Source organism: Paralimibaculum aggregatum, from assembly GCF_030270585.1.
GTDB lineage: Bacteria > Pseudomonadota > Alphaproteobacteria > Rhodobacterales > Rhodobacteraceae > Thermohalobaculum > Thermohalobaculum aggregatum.
In genome coordinates this window covers 108,632-123,651 of sequence record NZ_BSYI01000005.1, presented here as the reverse complement: position 1 = coordinate 123,651, position 15,020 = coordinate 108,632, and the positions used below count along the sequence as shown (strand labels likewise).

The window sequence follows — 15,020 nt, the reverse complement described above, 5'->3', positions numbered from 1 at the left end:
GGGCGATGCGGGCACCGTCAGCCGCGGATCGGGGGCAGGGCGTCGCGGATCAGCTTGAGCAACCGGCCCGCATGCGGGCTGTCGAACAGCTCCGCTGCGGCATAGTCGCCGGTGAACACGGTGAGCTGCGTGGTGTCCGGCGCCATGGTGTGCTGGCGCACCGCATGTTCCGTGGCCTCGTCCTCGTCGGCCACCACGAAGATCACCCGCCCGGAGATGCAGCCGATCGGGCCCGAGAGCTTTGGCGGCGCGAGCAGGATCAGCGTCTCGACATTGCCGATCAGGCCGGCCAGCACCGCCTCCGCCGCCGCCGCCGCGCCGGCGCCGACCCCGAGGATCGAGACCGCCTTCGCGCCATCGGTGCGCAGATAGGCCACGCCGCCGGCGATGATCCGGGCGAGGCGCTCCAGCGCCTCCTCGGGCGCCTTGGCCGGCAGCGCCGAGAGGCTCGGCTCGAGCACGGTGAGCCCGCCGGCCACCAGCTCGCCGATCTGCGCCGCCCAGGGGCTGGACCCCTCGCCCACCAGCAGCAGCGCATGATCGCCGCCGCGCCAGTAGTCTCCGGCGACGAGGCCGCGTCCCTCGGTGGGAAAGCAGACGAGGGAGGTCGGCGGGAGGGCTGACATCTGATCGGCCTCCTTTCACGGAAATGGCCTCCTCACTCTGTGCCCGGGCCGCCCGGCTGGCAAGCCCGCGCAGACCCGACCCGCCGCGGCGGCGCTCAATTCACCCCGCGGGCGCGGAACTGCCGGGTCAGCGCCGCGCCCTTGTTGGCGAGGTGGCGGCGCAGCACCGCGGCGAGCCGCGCGCCGTCGCGGGCGGCCAGCGCATCGAGGATCAGCGCGTGCTCCTCCACCGCCTCGGCCCAGCGCTCGGGCGAGAGGTTGGCGAGGCAGCGGGCGCGGCGCAGCTTGGCATCGAGATGCGCGATCGAGGCGGACAGCGTGGCATTGCCGGCGGCCTCGCGGATCGCGGCGTGGATCTCGGCATTGGTGCGCAGATAGCCCGGCAGGTCGCCGGCGCGGTGCTGCGCGACCAGCTCGGCCTGCAGCATCCGCAGGCGCGCGATGCCGGCATCGGTGATGTTGCGCGCGGCGAGCTCGCCGGCCAGCCCCTCCAGCACGCCGATCACCGGGAACAGCTCGTCGAGCTCGGCCAGCGTCAGCGGCGCCACCGCCGCGCCGCGCCCCGGGCGCATCACCACCAGCCCCTCGGCGGCGAGGCTGCGCAGCGCCTCGCGCAGCGGCGTGCGCGAGACGGCGAAGCGCGCGCAGAGCGCCTGCTCGCTGAGCTTGGCCTCCGGCGGCAGCGTGCCCTCGATGATCAGCACGCGCAGGCGGTCGGTGAGCTCGGCGGCAAGCGGCCGGCGGTCGATGGCGGCGATCGGCGTGGCGGTATCGGTCATGCGGACTCCATGGCGGCGGCGAGCAGGGTGGCGACATGGGCGGCGGGCCGCCCCGCGCCGTCGGCGATCTGATGGCGGCAGGAGGTGCCGTCGGCCAGGATCACGGTCTCGGGATCGGCGCCGCGCACCCGCGGCAGCAGGCTGAGCTCGGCCATCGCGCGGGATGTCTCCGCGGTCTCGGCCTGATACTGGAACGCCCCCGCCCCGCCGCAGCAGGAGGAGGGCACCAGCTCGGTGGTCAGCCCCGGAATGCGGGCCAGCAGCCGCTGCACCGGCGCCATCTGGCCGAACGCCTTCTGGTGGCAGTGCCCGTGCAGCAGCGCGCGCCGGGCGCGGACCGGGCCGAGCGGCAGCGCATCGCCGGCATCGAGCCGTTCGGCGAGGTATTCCTCGAACAGCATCACCCGCGCGCCGAGCGCCTCCGGCCAGTCGTCGAGCAGCGCCGGCGCCTCGTCGCGGAAGGTGAGCAGGCAGGACGGCTCGAGCCCGACCACCGCGGCGCCGCGCTCCAGCGCCGGGCGCAGCGCCGCGGCGGTGCGGGCCATCTCGGCGCGGGCCTCGTCGACCATGCCGGCGGCGAGATAGGTCCGCCCGCAGCAGAGCGGCCGGCCGCGCGCCGGGCCGGCCGGGGCGAAGGGGCGCCCGGCACCGGCCAGCACGCGCTCGGCGGCGCGCAGGTTCTCCGGCTCGAAATAGCGGTTGAAGGTGTCGGCGAAGAGCAGCACCTCGGGCGCCTCGGCGGCGCCCGCGGCGGGGTGGTAGCTGTCGAACGGCCAGCGCGGCAGCGGCCGGCTGGCGGCGAGGCCGAGCAGCCGCTCCCCGGCCCAGGCAGCCCCCGGCAGCCAGCGCTGCGCGTTCATCGCCCAGGGCAGATAGCGCGCCCAGGGGGCATAGCGCGGCAGATGCGCCACCAGCCGCTCGCGCAGGCCGACGCCGCGCGCCGCGGCCCGCGCCGCCTGCACCTCGATCTTCATCCTGGCCATGTCGACGCCGGTCGGGCATTCGCGCCGGCAGGCCTTGCAGGAGACGCAGAGCTTCATCGTCTCGGCCATCTCGTCCGAGGTCAGCGCCCCCGGCCCGAGCTGGCCCGACATCGCGAGGCGCAGGGTGTTGGCGCGGCCGCGGGTGAGATCGCGCTCGGCCCGGGTCACGCGGTAGGAGGGGCACATCACGCCCTCGCCGAGCTTGCGGCAGGCGCCGTTGTTGTTGCACATCTCCACCGCGCCCTGCAGGCCCCGCCCGGCGCCGCCATGGGCGGGCCAGCGGAACACGCTCTCGCGCTCGGGCCAGCCATAGCCGGGGCGGTAGCGGAACAGGCTGCGGTCGTCCATCCGCGGCGGGTCGACGATGCGGCCGGGGTTGAAGATGCCGTCCGGGTCGAAGCGGCGCTTGACCTCGCCGAAGGCGGCCACCATGCGCCCGCCGAGCATGCTCTCGTGGAACTCCGAGCGGATGATGCCGTCGCCATGCTCGCCGGAATGCGCGCCGCGGTAATGGCGCACCACCTCGAAGGTCTCCTCGGCGATGGCGCGCAGCGTCGAGACGCCGGCCTGCTCCTTGAGGTTCAGCACCGGGCGGACATGCAGCGTGCCCACCGAGGCATGGGCGTAGAAGGTGCCGGAGACGCCGTGGCGGGCGAAGATCTCCTGCAGCCGGTCGGTATAGTCGGCGAGGTCGGGCAGGTCGACGCAGCAATCCTCGATGAAGCTGACCGGCTTGGCCTCGGTGGTCATCGACATCATGATGTTGAGGCCCTGCTTGCGAACCTCGGTGATCTCGCGCTGCAGCGCCGGCTCGGGCGCCTCGACGACGCCGCCCTCGGCCTTGCCCGGCACGCCCCAGCCGAAGCCGAGCTCCGACATCAGCGCGCCGAGCCCCGCGAGCCGGCGCAGGTTCTCGGCCTGGTCGGTCTCGGCGAACTCCACCATCAGCAGCGCCTCCGGCTCGCCGCGGACGAACTTCGCCAGCGACGGCCGGAACATCGGGATGCGCCGGGCGAGCTCGAGGATGGTCCGGTCGAAGAGCTCGACCGCGGTGGGGCCGAGCGCCACGATGTGCTGCACCGCCTCCATCGCCGCGCGGAAGCTGGGGAAATGGCAGACCCCCATCACCTTCTCGCCGGGCAGCGGCGAGAGCTTCAGCGTGATCCGCTCGGAGAACGCCAGCGTGCCCTCGGAGCCGACGAGGATCTCCGCCATGTTGGGACGCCCGCCGCGGGCCGAGGGCAGCAGCGCATCGAGATTGTAGCCGCCGACATGGCGCGCGACCTTCGGCGTGCGCGCCTCGATCTCCGCCGCCTCGCGGGCACCGAGCGCCAGCAGGTCGCGGAACAGCGCATCCGCCGGGGTGTTGCCGAGGGCCTCGGGATCGACCGCGCCGAAGCGCGCGCGGGAGCCGTCGGCCAGCAGCGCGTCGATCGCCAGCACGTTGTCGCGGCTCATGCCGTAGCGGATCGAGCGCGCGCCGCAGGAGTTGTTCGCCGTCATCCCGCCGATGGTGGCGCGCGAGGCGGTCGAGACGTCGACCGGATACCAGAGCCCGTGCGGCTTCAGCGCGGCGTTGAGATGGTCGAGCACGACGCCGGGCTCCACCGTGGCGGTGCGCGCCTCGGGGTCGATCTCGAGGATGCGGTTGATGTTGCGCGAGAGGTCGAGCACCACGGCATCGTTCACCGTCTGGCCGCACTGGCTGGTGCCGCCGCCGCGGGGCAGCAGCGGCACGCCCTCGCTCCGCGCCACGTCGAGCGCGACCTCGACATCGGCGAGGCTCTCCGGAACCACCACCGCCTGCGGCGTCACCTGGTAGATCGAGGCATCGGTGGCATAGCGCCCGCGGTCGAAGGCGCCGGACAGCACCCTCGGCCCAAGCGCCTCCGCGAGCCGGCCTGCGACCGGGGGCATCCGGCTGTCGGTCATGTTTCCCGCCCTTGTCTGCATCGCCCGGTTGACACCGGTGCGTATCCTGTATTTTGTATACAGTTAGAACATGACCCGCAGGAGCGGGCAAGCCCGCAGGTGACGCGGCCGCAGCGCCGGCACCACGGCGAGAGGGAGGCGAGACATGGATCAACCGCGGCGCAGGGCCGGGCGGCACATGCTGCAGATCCCGGGGCCCAGCAATACGCCGGACCGCATCCTGCGCGCCATGGACGGCGCGGTGATGGACCATCGCGGGCCGGATTTCGCCGGGCTCGGGCGGCGCGCGCTCGAGGGCATGCAGTCGATCTTCCGCACCGAGCATCCGGTGGTGATCTATCCGGCCTCCGGCACCGGGGCCTGGGAGGCGGCGCTGGTCAACACGCTCTCGCCCGGCGACCGGGTGCTGATGTACGAGACCGGGCATTTCGCCTCGCTCTGGGCCAAGCTGGCCCGGCGCATCGGGCTGGAGCCCGAGGTGATCGAGGGCGACTGGCGCTCCGGCGCCGATCCGGAGGCGATCGCGAGGCGCCTCGGCGTGGACCGCGAGCACGAGATCCGCGCCGTCTGCGTGGTGCACAACGAGACCTCGACGGGCTCGGTCTCGCCGATCTCCGAGATCCGCCGCGCGATCGACGAGACCGGCCATCCGGCGCTGCTGATGGTCGACACGATCTCCGGGCTCGCCTCGATCCCCTACGAGCATGACGGCTGGGGCGTGGATGTCACCGTCACCGGCAGCCAGAAGGGGCTGATGCTGCCGCCCGGGCTCTCCTTCAACGCGCTCTCGCCGAAGGCGCTGGCGGCCTCGGAGGCCTCGCGGATGCCGCGGTCCTACTGGTCGTGGGACGAGATGCTGGGGCCGAACGGCAAGGGCTATTTCCCCTACACGCCGGCGACCAACATGCTCTACGGCCTCGTCGAGGCGATCGACATGCTGCACGAGGAGGGGCTGGAGAACGTCTTCGCCCGCCATGCCCGCCACGGTGCGGCGACCCGTGCGGCGGTGCGCGCCTGGGGGCTCGAGGTGCTCTGCAACAAGCAGGGCCACGAATCGGGCGTGCTGACCGCGGTGCTGATGCCCGAGGGGCACTCGGCCGACGCCTTCCGCGCCACCGTGCTCGAGGCCTTCGACATGTCGCTCGGCAACGGGCTCTCGAAGATCGCCGACAAGGTGTTCCGCATCGGCCATCTCGGCGATTTCAACGACCTGATGCTGATGGCGACGCTGTCGGGCATCGAGATGGGGCTCGCCCGCGCCGGCGTGCCGCACCGGCCGGGCGGCGCCCGCGCCGCGATGAACCACCTGACCGAGACGGAGGCGCCGCGCGCCGCGTGACGGCACCGGGGGACAGACAGAGGGACACGAAGAGAGTACGACAGACGCCAAGACCCCCGGAAAAGGGGGCGACCGCGCCGATCCACTGGCCCAGAGAGGCCGCAACGATACCAGGGAGGATCACAACCATGCTGACCAGGACCACCACGGCGCTCGTCGCTGCCGCAGCCGCGACGCTTCTCGCCGGCTCCGCCACCGCCGCGGGCGTGACGCTCAAGTTCGGCCATGTCGGCAAGCCGGGCTCGCTGTTCGAGGCCTCGGTGGAGGCCTTCGCCGCCTGCGCCAACGAGCGCCTCGGCGATGCCGGAGAGGTTCAGACCTTCGGCTCGAGCCAGCTCGGCAAGGACAAGGAGCTGCTGCAGAAGCTGAAGCTCGGGCAGGTCGATTTCGCGCTGCCGTCCTCGGTGATGAGCTCGGTGGCCGACACCTTCGGCATCTTCGAGATGCCCTACATCATCCAGGACCGCGAGCACATGAAGCGGGTCCAGGCCGAGCTCGGCGGCACCTTCCAGCAGGCCGCCGAGGCCAAGGGCTACCGCATCCTCGCCTACTGGGAGAACGGCTTCCGGCACATCACCAACAACACCCGGCCGATCTCGATGCCGGAGGACCTTGCCGGCATCAAGCTGCGCACGCCGAAGGGCGCCTGGCGCGTCAAGATGTTCCAGCTCTACGGCGCCAACCCGACGCCGATGGCCTTCTCCGAGGTGTTCACCGCGCTCAAGACCGGGGTGATCGACGGGCAGGAGAACCCCTATGCCCAGATCGCCAGCGCCAAGTTCCAGGAGGTGCAGAAGTACCTCTCGATCACCGGCCACGTCTACACGCCGGCCTATGTGCTGACCTCGGCCAAGCATTTCGCCAAGCTGCCGGCGGATGTGCAGGAAACCGTGCAGGCCTGCGCCAGCGAGACCCAGACCTTCGTCTATGACCATGCCGCCCAGCTCGAGATCGAGCTGCTCGACGTGATCAAGGCGGCGGGCGTCGAGGTCAACGAGGCCAACAAGGAAGCCTTCATCGCCGCCTCGGCCCCGATCTACGAGGAGTTCGCGGCATCGGTCGAGGGCGGCCAGGCGCTGATCGACACCGTGCAGTCGCTCGCCGGCGGCTCCTGACCCCGGCCGGTAGCGGTTCGCGGCGCGGTCCCGGCGGGGCCGCGCCTCTCTCCACAACCCCCTCCGGAAGACCCACCCCATGCTGAGAACGACGGCCCGCGGCCTCGAGATCCTGCTCGAATGGGCAGTGATCCTTCTCATGGTGATCCTGACCGTCGTGGTGATGGTCGCCGTGATGTTCCGGATCTCCGGCAACAGCCTCTCCTGGTATGACGAGGTGGCGGCGATCCTGCTGTCCTGGATCACCTATTACGGCGCCGCGCTGGCCGCGCTGAAGCGCCGCCATATCGGCTTCGACACGGTGCTGCTGGCGATCCCGATGCCGTGGCGCATGGTTGCGCTGGCGCTCGCCGAGATCGTGGTGCTCGGCTTCTTCTACCTGCTCGCCACCACCGGGCTCGAGGTGCTCGAGGTGCTGGAGGGCGAGCGGCTGGTCTCGCTGACCTGGGTGCCAATCCAGTTCACCCAGTCGGTGATCCCGGTCGGCGCGGCGCTGTTCATCGTCTGCGAGCTGCTGAGCCTGCCGGAATACTGGACCAAGACCGCGCGCGGCGTCTCGCTCGAGCATGCCGAGATCGAGGAGGAGGTCGAGACCGAGATGCAGAAGGCGGCGGTGCTCGCTGCCGAGAAGGGCAGGACGAACTGATGCGGGTTGTTCTCCTCATCCTCGGCGCCTCGGCGCTGGCCACGCTGGGCTATCTCGGCGCGGTCTGGGCCGATCCGGCGCTCTATTCCGAGGCGGCGCTGATCCCGGTGATCTTCGCCACGCTGGTGGTGCTGATCTGCCTCAACGTGCCGATCGCGGTCGGCCTCGCGGTGGCCGGCATCCTCGGGCTGCTGCTGACCGAGGGCGTCGACAGCCTGGTGACCGTCGCGCTCGACATGTATGACGGCTCGACCAAGTTCTCGCTGATCGCGATCCCGATGTTCGTGCTGGCCGGGGCGATCATGAATGCCGGCGGCGTCACCGACCGGCTGATCAACTTCGTCTCGGCGCTGATCGGCTTCGTGCGCGGCGGGCTGGCGATGGTGAACATCGGCGTCTCGCTGTTCTTCGCCGAGATCTCGGGCTCGGCGGTGGCGGATGTCGCGGCGATGGGCTCGATCCTGATCCCGCAGATGAAGAAGCGCGGCTATTCCGGGCCGTTCTCGGCGGCGGTGACCTCGTCCTCGGCGAGCCTCGCGATCATCATCCCGCCCTCGATCCCGATGATCCTCTATGCCACCTCGGCCGAGGGCACCTCGGTGGAGCAGCTCTTCGTCGCCGGCGTGGTGCCGGGGCTGATGGGCGCGGCGGGGCTGATGGCGGTGGCCTACATGCTGGCGCGGCGCTACGACCTGCCGACCGAGGAGGCCTTCAACATCGCCCGCCTGCGCGCGACCTTCCTCGACGCGCTGCCGGCCTTCTCGCTGCCGATCATCATCCTCGGCGGCATCTTCGGCGGCTATGTCACCGCGACCGAGGCCGCCGGGCTGGCGGTGCTGGCGGCGATCGGCGTCGGCATCTGGTACCGCGAGATGGATTTCCGGCATCTGCGCCGCGCCATGCTCGACGGCGGCATGCAGACCGCGGTGGTGATGCTGCTGGTGGCCGCCTCGGTGCTGATGGGGGGCTTCCTGACCCGGGCGCAGGTGCCGCAGGACCTCGCCGCCTGGCTGCTCGGCATCACCTCGAACAAATGGGTGATCCTGGCGATCCTCAACGTGTTCTTCCTGGTGATCGGCTTCTTCCTGCACTCGGCGGCGGCGATCATCCTCGTGGTGCCGATCGTCATGCCGCTGATCGCCGCGGCGGGGATCGACCCGGTGCATTTCGGCCTCGTGGTCACGCTCAACCTCGCGATCGGCCAGCAGACGCCGCCGGTGGCCTCGGTGCTGATCACCGCCTGCGCGGTGGCACGGGCCAACATCTGGGAGGTGAGCAAGGTCAACATCTACTTCGTCGGCGTGCTCTTCGCGGTGCTGATGATGTGCACCTACATCCCGCAGATCCCGCTCTTCCTGGTGGACTATTTCTACCGGTGAGGCGGGTTCTGCAGGAGAGGCTGGGCCGATGCTGAGCGGGAAGGCGGCCGCGCGGAAGCGGCGCAGGCGCGAGCGGAGCCTGAAGCGCTCGCCTCGCGTGCCGCCCGGGCGCTTCGTCCGGCATCCGCGCTATGGCGACCGGCCGATCCTCTCGGCCGAGCGCTGGACCGAGGCGCAGATCCTGCGCGCCTATCCGGGCTATCGCGGCGCCAGCATCTTCCCGGAGACCGCGATCGCCGCCGACCTGACCCGGCAGCGCTACGCCTTCGCGCCGCGGCGGGTCTATGTCGACATGGCGATGCGCTGCCGCAGCTGCGCGCGCTGGTTCCTGTGGTTCGCGCTGGAGCAGAAGCACTGGATCGAGGAGCTCGGCTTCTACTGCGACGTGCAGTGCCACCATTGCCAGGACTGCCGCCACACTGCACATCTCCTGCGGGACCGGCGGAAGGCCTATGACTCGCTCGTCGCCCAAGAGGACAAGACCCGCGCCGACTGGGAACGGCTCGAGCGTCTCGGCACCGCCCTCTGGGAGGCGGGCGAGATCTCGAGGCCCGAGACCCTTCTGAAGTCCCGCATGCCGAAACGCCTGAGGAGATGCCTGTGAGCGAGGATCTGATCTACAGCGAGGACGGCGCCATCGCCCGCGTCGTCTTCAACCGCCCCGAGAGCCGCAACGCGCTGACGCTGGCGATGTATGACGGGCTGGCGCGGATCTGCCGCGAGATCCCGGCGGACGGCCCGGTCAAGGCGCTGATCGTCGGCGGCGCCGGCGGGCGCGCCTTCGCCGCCGGCACCGACATGACCGAGTTCCGCGCCTTCGAGGGCGAGGCCGACGCGCTCGGCTACGAGCGGCGCATGGATGCCGTGCTCGGCGACATCGAGCGCTGCGCGGTGCCGACCATCGCGGCGATCACCGGGGCCTGCACCGGCGGCGGCGCGGCGATCTCGGCGGCCTGCGACATCCGCATCACCGATGCCCGGCTGAAATGGGGCTTTCCGATCGCGCGCACGCTGGGCAACTGCCTCTCGATCGCCAATCTCGGGCGGCTGGCCGATCTCGTCGGCCCCGGGCGGCTGCGCGAGATCCTGTTCACCGCGCGGCTGATCGGCGCCGAGGAGGCGGAGCGGATCGGCCTCGTCTCCGAGGTGCTGGCGGACCCGGAGGCGGTGGCGGCGCGGGCCACGGCGCTGGCCGGGCAGCTCGCGAGCCATGCCCCGCTGACCCTGCGCGCCACCAAGGAGGGGCTGCGGCGGCTGCGCACCGACGGCCCGCGCGCCGAGGGCGACGACCTGATCCTCTTGACCTATCTCTCGGCCGATTTCCGCGAGGGCATGGAGGCCTTCCTCGGCAAGCGCCAGCCGGAATGGCAGGGCAAATGAGCGGGCCGCTCCGGGGCATCCGCGTCGTCGAGCTGGCGCATATCATGGCCGGGCCGGTCTGCGGGCTGATGCTCGCCGACATGGGCGCCGATGTGGTCAAGGTCGAGAAGCCGGCGGGCGACGACACCCGGCGCATGGTGCCGCCGAAGGTCGGCGACGAGAGCGCGGCCTATCTGATGATGAACCGCGGCAAGCGCGGCATCGCGCTCGATCTCAAGCAGGCGCCGGCGCTGGAGGCGCTCGGCCGGCTGCTCGACGGCGCCGACATCGTCATCGAGAACTACCGCATGGGCACGATGGAGCGCCTCGGGCTCGGCTACGAGGCCCTGGCGGCGCGCAATCCGGGGCTGATCCTCGTCGAGATCTCCGGCTTCGGGCGCACCGGGCCCTATGCCGCGCGCGGCGGCTTCGACCTGATCGCGCAGGGCATGGGCGGGCTGATGGCGATCACCGGCGAGGGGCCGGGCCGGCCGCCGGTGAAGGTCGGCGCCCCGGTCTCCGACATCACCGCGGGCATCCTCGGCGCCATGGGGGCCTGCGCGGCGCTCGAGAGCCGGCGCCGGACCGGGCGCGGCCAGCGCGTCGACACCTCGCTCTTCGAGGCGGCGATCACCCATACCTACTGGCAGTCCGCCATCGCCTTCGCCACCGGCGAGAGCCCCGGGCCGATGGGCTCGGCGCATCCGCTGAACGCGCCCTACCAGGCCTTCGAGACCGCGGATGGCTGGATCTGCGTCGGCGCCGCCAACCAGGCCAACTGGGAGCGGATGATCGGCCTGATCGGCGCCGAGGCGCTGGGCGCCGATCCGCGCTTCGCCAGCAATGCCGACCGGATGGCCAACCGCGCGGCGCTGGAGGCCGCGCTCAACGCGATCTTCCGCACCCGCGGCACCGCCGACTGGCTCGCGACGCTCGAGGCCGGGGGGATGCCGGCCGGCCCGGTCAACTCGATCGCCGAGATGCATGCCGACCCGCAGACCCTCGCGCGCGAGATGGTGGTGGAGACCGAGCACCCGACCGCCGGGCGGGTGCCGACGCTGGGCCTGCCGGTGAAGTTCTCCGAGACCCCGGGCGGCGTGCAGGGGCCGGCGCCGCGCCTCGGCGAGCACACCGCCGAGGTGCTGGCCGAGGCGGGATACGACGCGGCGGAGATCGCCGCGCTGCTCGCCTCCGGGGCGGCGATCGCCGCCTAGGGCGCCCCCGGGCCGGCGCGCGCCGGCCTTTGTGCCGCCGCGGCGACCCTAGCCGCCCGGTGCGCCTCCGGGCCGGCGAGCGCCGGCCTTTGCGCCCCCGTGGCGACCCTTGCCACCCAGGGTGCCTCCGGGGCGGCCCAGGGGGCGGCCCTTGCCGCCCCGCAGGCCGGCCGGCGGGCGCTCAGTACTCCTCGTAGTACTCGTCGTCGTCATAGGGCCGGCCGCCGAACAGCCGGTCGAGCGAGACCGCGCCGGGGCCGCGCAGGATCAGGTAGACGAGCACGAAGATCCACATCGCGCGCTGGTCCACCGCGGCGCCGCCGAGATCGAGGAAGAACAGCGTCTGCGCCTGCTCGAGCATCGGCGCGGGCGCCGGCTCGGCCGCCGGCGGCTCCACCGGCTCGACCGGCGGCTGCACCTCCGCGACGCCCTCGCCGATCAGCGTCTCGGCCGTCACCGGCTGGCTGCGCACCACCTTGTCGGCGATCATCTCCGCCGGCACCAGCTCGCCGGTGAGGTTCACCCAGCTCATCGCGCAGACGAAGATCAGCATGCCGAGCGCCGAGATTCGCGTCAGGAAGCCGAGCAGGATGAACACCGGCAGCACGATCTCGGCATAGGTCGCCAGATGCACCAGCGCGCCCCAGGGCCACATCTCGATGGCGCTGGCATCGCCGCCCAGCATCTCGCCGAGCCGTTCGCCGAGGATCTGGAAATAGGCGCTGTCCTGCACCGCGAGGAGGCCCTCGGTGCCGGAGCCGACCTTCCCGAGGAAGGACTCGTAGAAGAACATGAACAGCGTCGCCGCGAACACGCCGCGGGCGAGCAGGCCGAGCAGCCAGTTCTCGAATATGCGCTGGAAAAAGCCGAAGACGGCATCGTGAAGGGTTCTCATTGGTGTCCCCATGGGTTGGCAAGTTGCGCTCGGGGTGGTGATAGCCCCGCGCGGCCGCTTCGGGAACCGTTCGTTGCGGGGCACGGCGCCGCGAGCCGGGATTGCGCCGGGCTTGCGGCGCCCCGGCATCGGTGCGGGCCGCGCCGCGGAATGCCGGCCGGCCCTTTCCGGCGCTGCCGATCCGGGGCATAGGTGAGAGGGCCGACCCCGGAGCACACATGACCAGAGCGCGATCCGCCGAGACACCCGCCAAGACAGTCGCCGAGATAACAGCCGAGACATCCGCCGAGGCGCGCCGCGCGGCCGGGCGCTGGCTACTGCTGGCGCTGGCGGCGGCGATCTGGGCCGCGCTCTGCCTCGCCGCGCCGGCCGCCGGGCCGACCCCGCTGCCCGGCTCCGGCACCGCGCTCAAGGAGGCGCAGTCGCTCAGCGAGTCGGAGATGGAGGCGATCCTCGACAGCCCCGAGGCGGTGCGCGCCCTGGTCGCCGAGCTGCCCGACGAGGAGGTCCGCCGGCTGCTGATCGAGCGCCTCGACGCGGTGGCGAAGATCGCCGAGGCGGCCGAGGACACCGGCCTCGCCGCGTTCTCCGACAATGCCATGCGCGCGGTGGACGGCTTCGCCCGGTCGGTGACCTGGGCCTATGAGGTCTCGCCCAATCTCGCCGCCGGGGTCGGCACCGCGCTGAGCCGCTTCGCCGAGCCGCGCGGCACGACCGGCATCCTGCATGTGCTCGCGGTTCTCGCGGTGGCGATCGGCGCCGGCCTGCTGGTGCGGCGGCTGGTGGCGCGGGGCCTCGCGCTGGCCTGGCCGCAGCGCCCGCCGCTCGCGCCGCATGCGCCGCTGGCCAGCCTCGCCGCCGAGCATGGCGGCCGGGCGCTGCGGATCGCGCTCGAAAGCGCCGCGATGCTGCTGGCGACATGGGCGGTGATCCGCCTCGGCGCCGATGCCGGGCCGGACGGCCCGCGGCCGAACGACTACCTGGTGCTCTATTTCTTCTGGAAGGAGCCGATCTGCTTCGCGGTGGCATCGGCCGCGGTGGCGCGCTTCGCCCTCGCGCCGGGCGCGCCGGAGCGCCGGCTGCTGCATCTCGACGACGAGACCGCCGCCATTCTCGCCCGCGGGCTGGTGATCTTCGGCAGCATCGTCGGCATCCGGGCCTATGCGCTCAGCTTCGTCGGCGGGCACGGCATCGCGCTGGCCGAGCTGCGCCTCGGCTTTTGGATGTCGGTGGCGATGTATGCCTGGATGCTCTGGCTGGCCTGGCGCACCCGGGCCGGGCTGACCCGCTCGCTGATCGGCGATATCGGCGAGATCACGCGCACCGAGCGGCGCCTGGCGCAGGCCTATCCCTATGCCGCGATGGCGCTGATCGCGCTGTTCTGGCTGCTCAGCGAGGTCTTCACCGGGCTCGGGCTCTGGAACCTGCTCGACGGGCGGCTGCCGCTGACGCTGGTGATCCTGATCTTCGCGCCGGCGGCCGACCGGGTGATCCGCGCCCTCGTCTATCGCGTGGCGCCGCCGGAGGAGGGCGCCGGCGCCGCCGCCGCGCGCGCCTTTGCCGCCACCCGCCGGGGCTATATCCGGATCGGCCGCATCATGCTGGCGTTCCTGCTGCTGCTGCTGCTGCAGCGGATCTGGGGCTTCTCGCTCACCGACATGGCCGGGGCCGGCGTCGGCGCGCGCTTCACCGGGCGGCTGATCGAGGCGTCGATCATCATCGGCACGGGCTATCTCGCGATCGAGGCGGTGGCGATCTGGATCAACGGCCTGCTGGCCCGCGAGAAGGGCCCGGCGGTGGACGAGGACGAGCCCGGCGGCGGCGAGGGCGGCGGCACCGGCGGCTCGCGGCTGGCCACCGTGCTGCCGCTGCTGAGCTTCTCGGCGCAGGGCGCGATCCTGGTGATCACGCTGCTCACCGGGCTCGGCGCGCTGGGGGTCGACACCACGCCGCTGCTGGCCGGCGCCGGAATCGTCGGCATCGCGGTCGGCTTCGGCGCCCAGACGCTGGTCTCGGACGTGGTCTCCGGAATCTTCTTCCTGATCGACGACGCCTTCCGCACCGGCGAGTATGTCGAGGTCGAGGGCACCGTCGGCACGGTCGAGAAGATCTCGGTGCGCTCGATGCGCCTGCGCCACCACGAGGGCCGGCTGCACACCATCCCCTATGGCCAGATCCCCAAGCTGACCAACTATTCCCGCGACTGGGTGATCATGAAGCTGCGCTTCACCGTGCCCTTCGACACCGATCTGCAGAAGGTCAAGAAGATCTTCAAGAAGATCGGCGCGGAGATGATGGAGGACGAGCGCTTCAAGGCGGATTTCCTGCAGCCCTTCAAGAGCCAGGGGGTGCTGGAGGTCGACGATGTCGGCATCGTGATCCGCGGCAAGTTCATGGCCAAGCCGGGCAAGCAGTGGACCCTGCGCAAGGAGATCTACCAGCGCGTGCAGCAGGCCTTCGAGGAGAACGGGCTGCAGTTCGCGCGCAAGGAGGTGCGGGTCAAGCTCGACGGCGATCCGGGCGCGCTGACGCCGGAGCAGCAGACCCTGGTCGGCGCCGCCGCCGCCGATGCCGCCGAGCGCCCGCCGGCGCCGGAGGGCCGCTCCGAGGAGCCCCGCTGAGGCCGGAACAAAGGTTCGCATCGGCCCCGCGGCACGGCACGGAAAGTTCCCGCGGACGATTGCCGCCGGAACCTCCGCACGAACATCGCCGCCGCGCCCGGCCGGCCCGCCGCCGCGCGCCGCTTCCGCCAA

General features: G+C 71.7%; 12 protein-coding genes. 8 read left to right on the top strand and 4 right to left on the bottom strand.

Annotation, left to right across the window (positions count from 1 at the left end; genetic code table 11):
- Positions 1–17: 17 nt before the first annotated feature.
- The 3 genes from QSJ97_RS04655 to QSJ97_RS04645 all read right to left on the bottom strand — a co-directional run bounded on the left by QSJ97_RS04655 (position 18) and on the right by QSJ97_RS04645 (position 4,320).
- Positions 18–626 carry a hypothetical protein gene (locus QSJ97_RS04655; RefSeq protein ID WP_285670452.1) on the bottom strand — a complete coding sequence of 203 codons (609 nt, stop codon included), beginning with the start codon at positions 624–626 and terminating at the stop codon, positions 18–20.
- Between the two features lie 95 nt (positions 627–721).
- Complete coding sequence (locus tag QSJ97_RS04650; protein WP_285670451.1) at positions 722–1,405, bottom strand: GntR family transcriptional regulator; 684 nt, start codon at positions 1,403–1,405, stop codon at positions 722–724.
- Positions 1,402–4,320 carry an FAD-binding and (Fe-S)-binding domain-containing protein gene (locus tag QSJ97_RS04645; RefSeq protein WP_285670450.1) on the bottom strand — a complete coding sequence of 973 codons (2,919 nt, stop codon included), beginning with the start codon at positions 4,318–4,320 and terminating at the stop codon, positions 1,402–1,404. Before QSJ97_RS04645 ends, QSJ97_RS04650 begins: the two co-directional genes overlap by 4 nt.
- Positions 4,321–4,465: 145 nt before the next feature.
- On the opposite strand from QSJ97_RS04645, the gene QSJ97_RS04640 reads away from it, so the two are divergent.
- From QSJ97_RS04640 to QSJ97_RS04610, 7 genes are all read left to right on the top strand, one after another.
- Positions 4,466–5,659 (top strand): pyridoxal-phosphate-dependent aminotransferase family protein, encoded by a 1,194-nt coding sequence (locus QSJ97_RS04640; RefSeq protein ID WP_285670449.1) that lies wholly within the window; start codon positions 4,466–4,468, stop codon positions 5,657–5,659.
- A gap of 128 nt (positions 5,660–5,787) precedes the next feature.
- The gene (locus QSJ97_RS04635; RefSeq protein WP_285670448.1) at positions 5,788–6,774 is read left to right on the top strand and encodes a TRAP transporter substrate-binding protein; all 987 of its coding nucleotides are present in this window, start codon (positions 5,788–5,790) and stop codon (positions 6,772–6,774) included.
- Between the two features lie 79 nt (positions 6,775–6,853).
- Positions 6,854–7,420, top strand: a complete 567-nt coding sequence (locus QSJ97_RS04630) for a TRAP transporter small permease (protein ID WP_285670447.1) — start codon at positions 6,854–6,856, stop codon at positions 7,418–7,420.
- Positions 7,420–8,799 (top strand): TRAP transporter large permease, encoded by a 1,380-nt coding sequence (locus QSJ97_RS04625; protein WP_285670446.1) that lies wholly within the window; start codon positions 7,420–7,422, stop codon positions 8,797–8,799. Before QSJ97_RS04630 ends, QSJ97_RS04625 begins: the two co-directional genes overlap by 1 nt.
- 28 nt (positions 8,800–8,827) lie before the next feature.
- The gene (locus QSJ97_RS04620) at positions 8,828–9,403 is read left to right on the top strand and encodes a zinc-ribbon domain containing protein (protein WP_285670445.1); all 576 of its coding nucleotides are present in this window, start codon (positions 8,828–8,830) and stop codon (positions 9,401–9,403) included.
- Positions 9,394–10,179, top strand: a complete 786-nt coding sequence (locus tag QSJ97_RS04615) for an enoyl-CoA hydratase (protein ID WP_285670444.1) — start codon at positions 9,394–9,396, stop codon at positions 10,177–10,179. Before QSJ97_RS04620 ends, QSJ97_RS04615 begins: the two co-directional genes overlap by 10 nt.
- The gene (locus QSJ97_RS04610) at positions 10,176–11,372 is read left to right on the top strand and encodes a CaiB/BaiF CoA transferase family protein (RefSeq protein WP_285670443.1); all 1,197 of its coding nucleotides are present in this window, start codon (positions 10,176–10,178) and stop codon (positions 11,370–11,372) included. The genes QSJ97_RS04615 and QSJ97_RS04610 overlap by 4 nt, the downstream gene beginning before the upstream one ends.
- A gap of 181 nt (positions 11,373–11,553) precedes the next feature.
- Here the strand turns inward: QSJ97_RS04610 and QSJ97_RS04605 are convergent, their stop codons facing one another.
- Positions 11,554–12,267 carry a DoxX family protein gene (locus QSJ97_RS04605; protein ID WP_285670442.1) on the bottom strand — a complete coding sequence of 238 codons (714 nt, stop codon included), beginning with the start codon at positions 12,265–12,267 and terminating at the stop codon, positions 11,554–11,556.
- A 218-nt stretch (positions 12,268–12,485) separates the two neighbouring features.
- On the opposite strand from QSJ97_RS04605, the gene QSJ97_RS04600 reads away from it, so the two are divergent.
- Complete coding sequence (locus QSJ97_RS04600) at positions 12,486–14,888, top strand: mechanosensitive ion channel family protein (protein WP_285670441.1); 2,403 nt, start codon at positions 12,486–12,488, stop codon at positions 14,886–14,888.
- The last annotated feature ends 132 nt before the right edge of the window (positions 14,889–15,020 follow it).

What these genes read in the sequence shown, in the direction of transcription:
- QSJ97_RS04655 (WP_285670452.1), bottom strand. Translation starts at nt 626, where the DNA reads ATGTCAGCCCTCCCGCCGACCTCCCTCGTCTGCTTTCCCACCGAGGGA.
- QSJ97_RS04650 (WP_285670451.1), bottom strand. Translation starts at nt 1,405, where the DNA reads ATGACCGATACCGCCACGCCGATCGCCGCCATCGACCGCCGGCCGCTT.
- QSJ97_RS04645 (WP_285670450.1), bottom strand. Translation starts at nt 4,320, where the DNA reads ATGACCGACAGCCGGATGCCCCCGGTCGCAGGCCGGCTCGCGGAGGCG.
- QSJ97_RS04640 (WP_285670449.1), top strand. Translation starts at nt 4,466, where the DNA reads ATGGATCAACCGCGGCGCAGGGCCGGGCGGCACATGCTGCAGATCCCG.
- QSJ97_RS04635 (WP_285670448.1), top strand. Translation starts at nt 5,788, where the DNA reads ATGCTGACCAGGACCACCACGGCGCTCGTCGCTGCCGCAGCCGCGACG.
- QSJ97_RS04630 (WP_285670447.1), top strand. Translation starts at nt 6,854, where the DNA reads ATGCTGAGAACGACGGCCCGCGGCCTCGAGATCCTGCTCGAATGGGCA.
- QSJ97_RS04625 (WP_285670446.1), top strand. Translation starts at nt 7,420, where the DNA reads ATGCGGGTTGTTCTCCTCATCCTCGGCGCCTCGGCGCTGGCCACGCTG.
- QSJ97_RS04620 (WP_285670445.1), top strand. Translation starts at nt 8,828, where the DNA reads ATGCTGAGCGGGAAGGCGGCCGCGCGGAAGCGGCGCAGGCGCGAGCGG.
- QSJ97_RS04615 (WP_285670444.1), top strand. Translation starts at nt 9,394, where the DNA reads ATGCCTGTGAGCGAGGATCTGATCTACAGCGAGGACGGCGCCATCGCC.
- QSJ97_RS04610 (WP_285670443.1), top strand. Translation starts at nt 10,176, where the DNA reads ATGAGCGGGCCGCTCCGGGGCATCCGCGTCGTCGAGCTGGCGCATATC.
- QSJ97_RS04605 (WP_285670442.1), bottom strand. Translation starts at nt 12,267, where the DNA reads ATGAGAACCCTTCACGATGCCGTCTTCGGCTTTTTCCAGCGCATATTC.
- QSJ97_RS04600 (WP_285670441.1), top strand. Translation starts at nt 12,486, where the DNA reads ATGACCAGAGCGCGATCCGCCGAGACACCCGCCAAGACAGTCGCCGAG.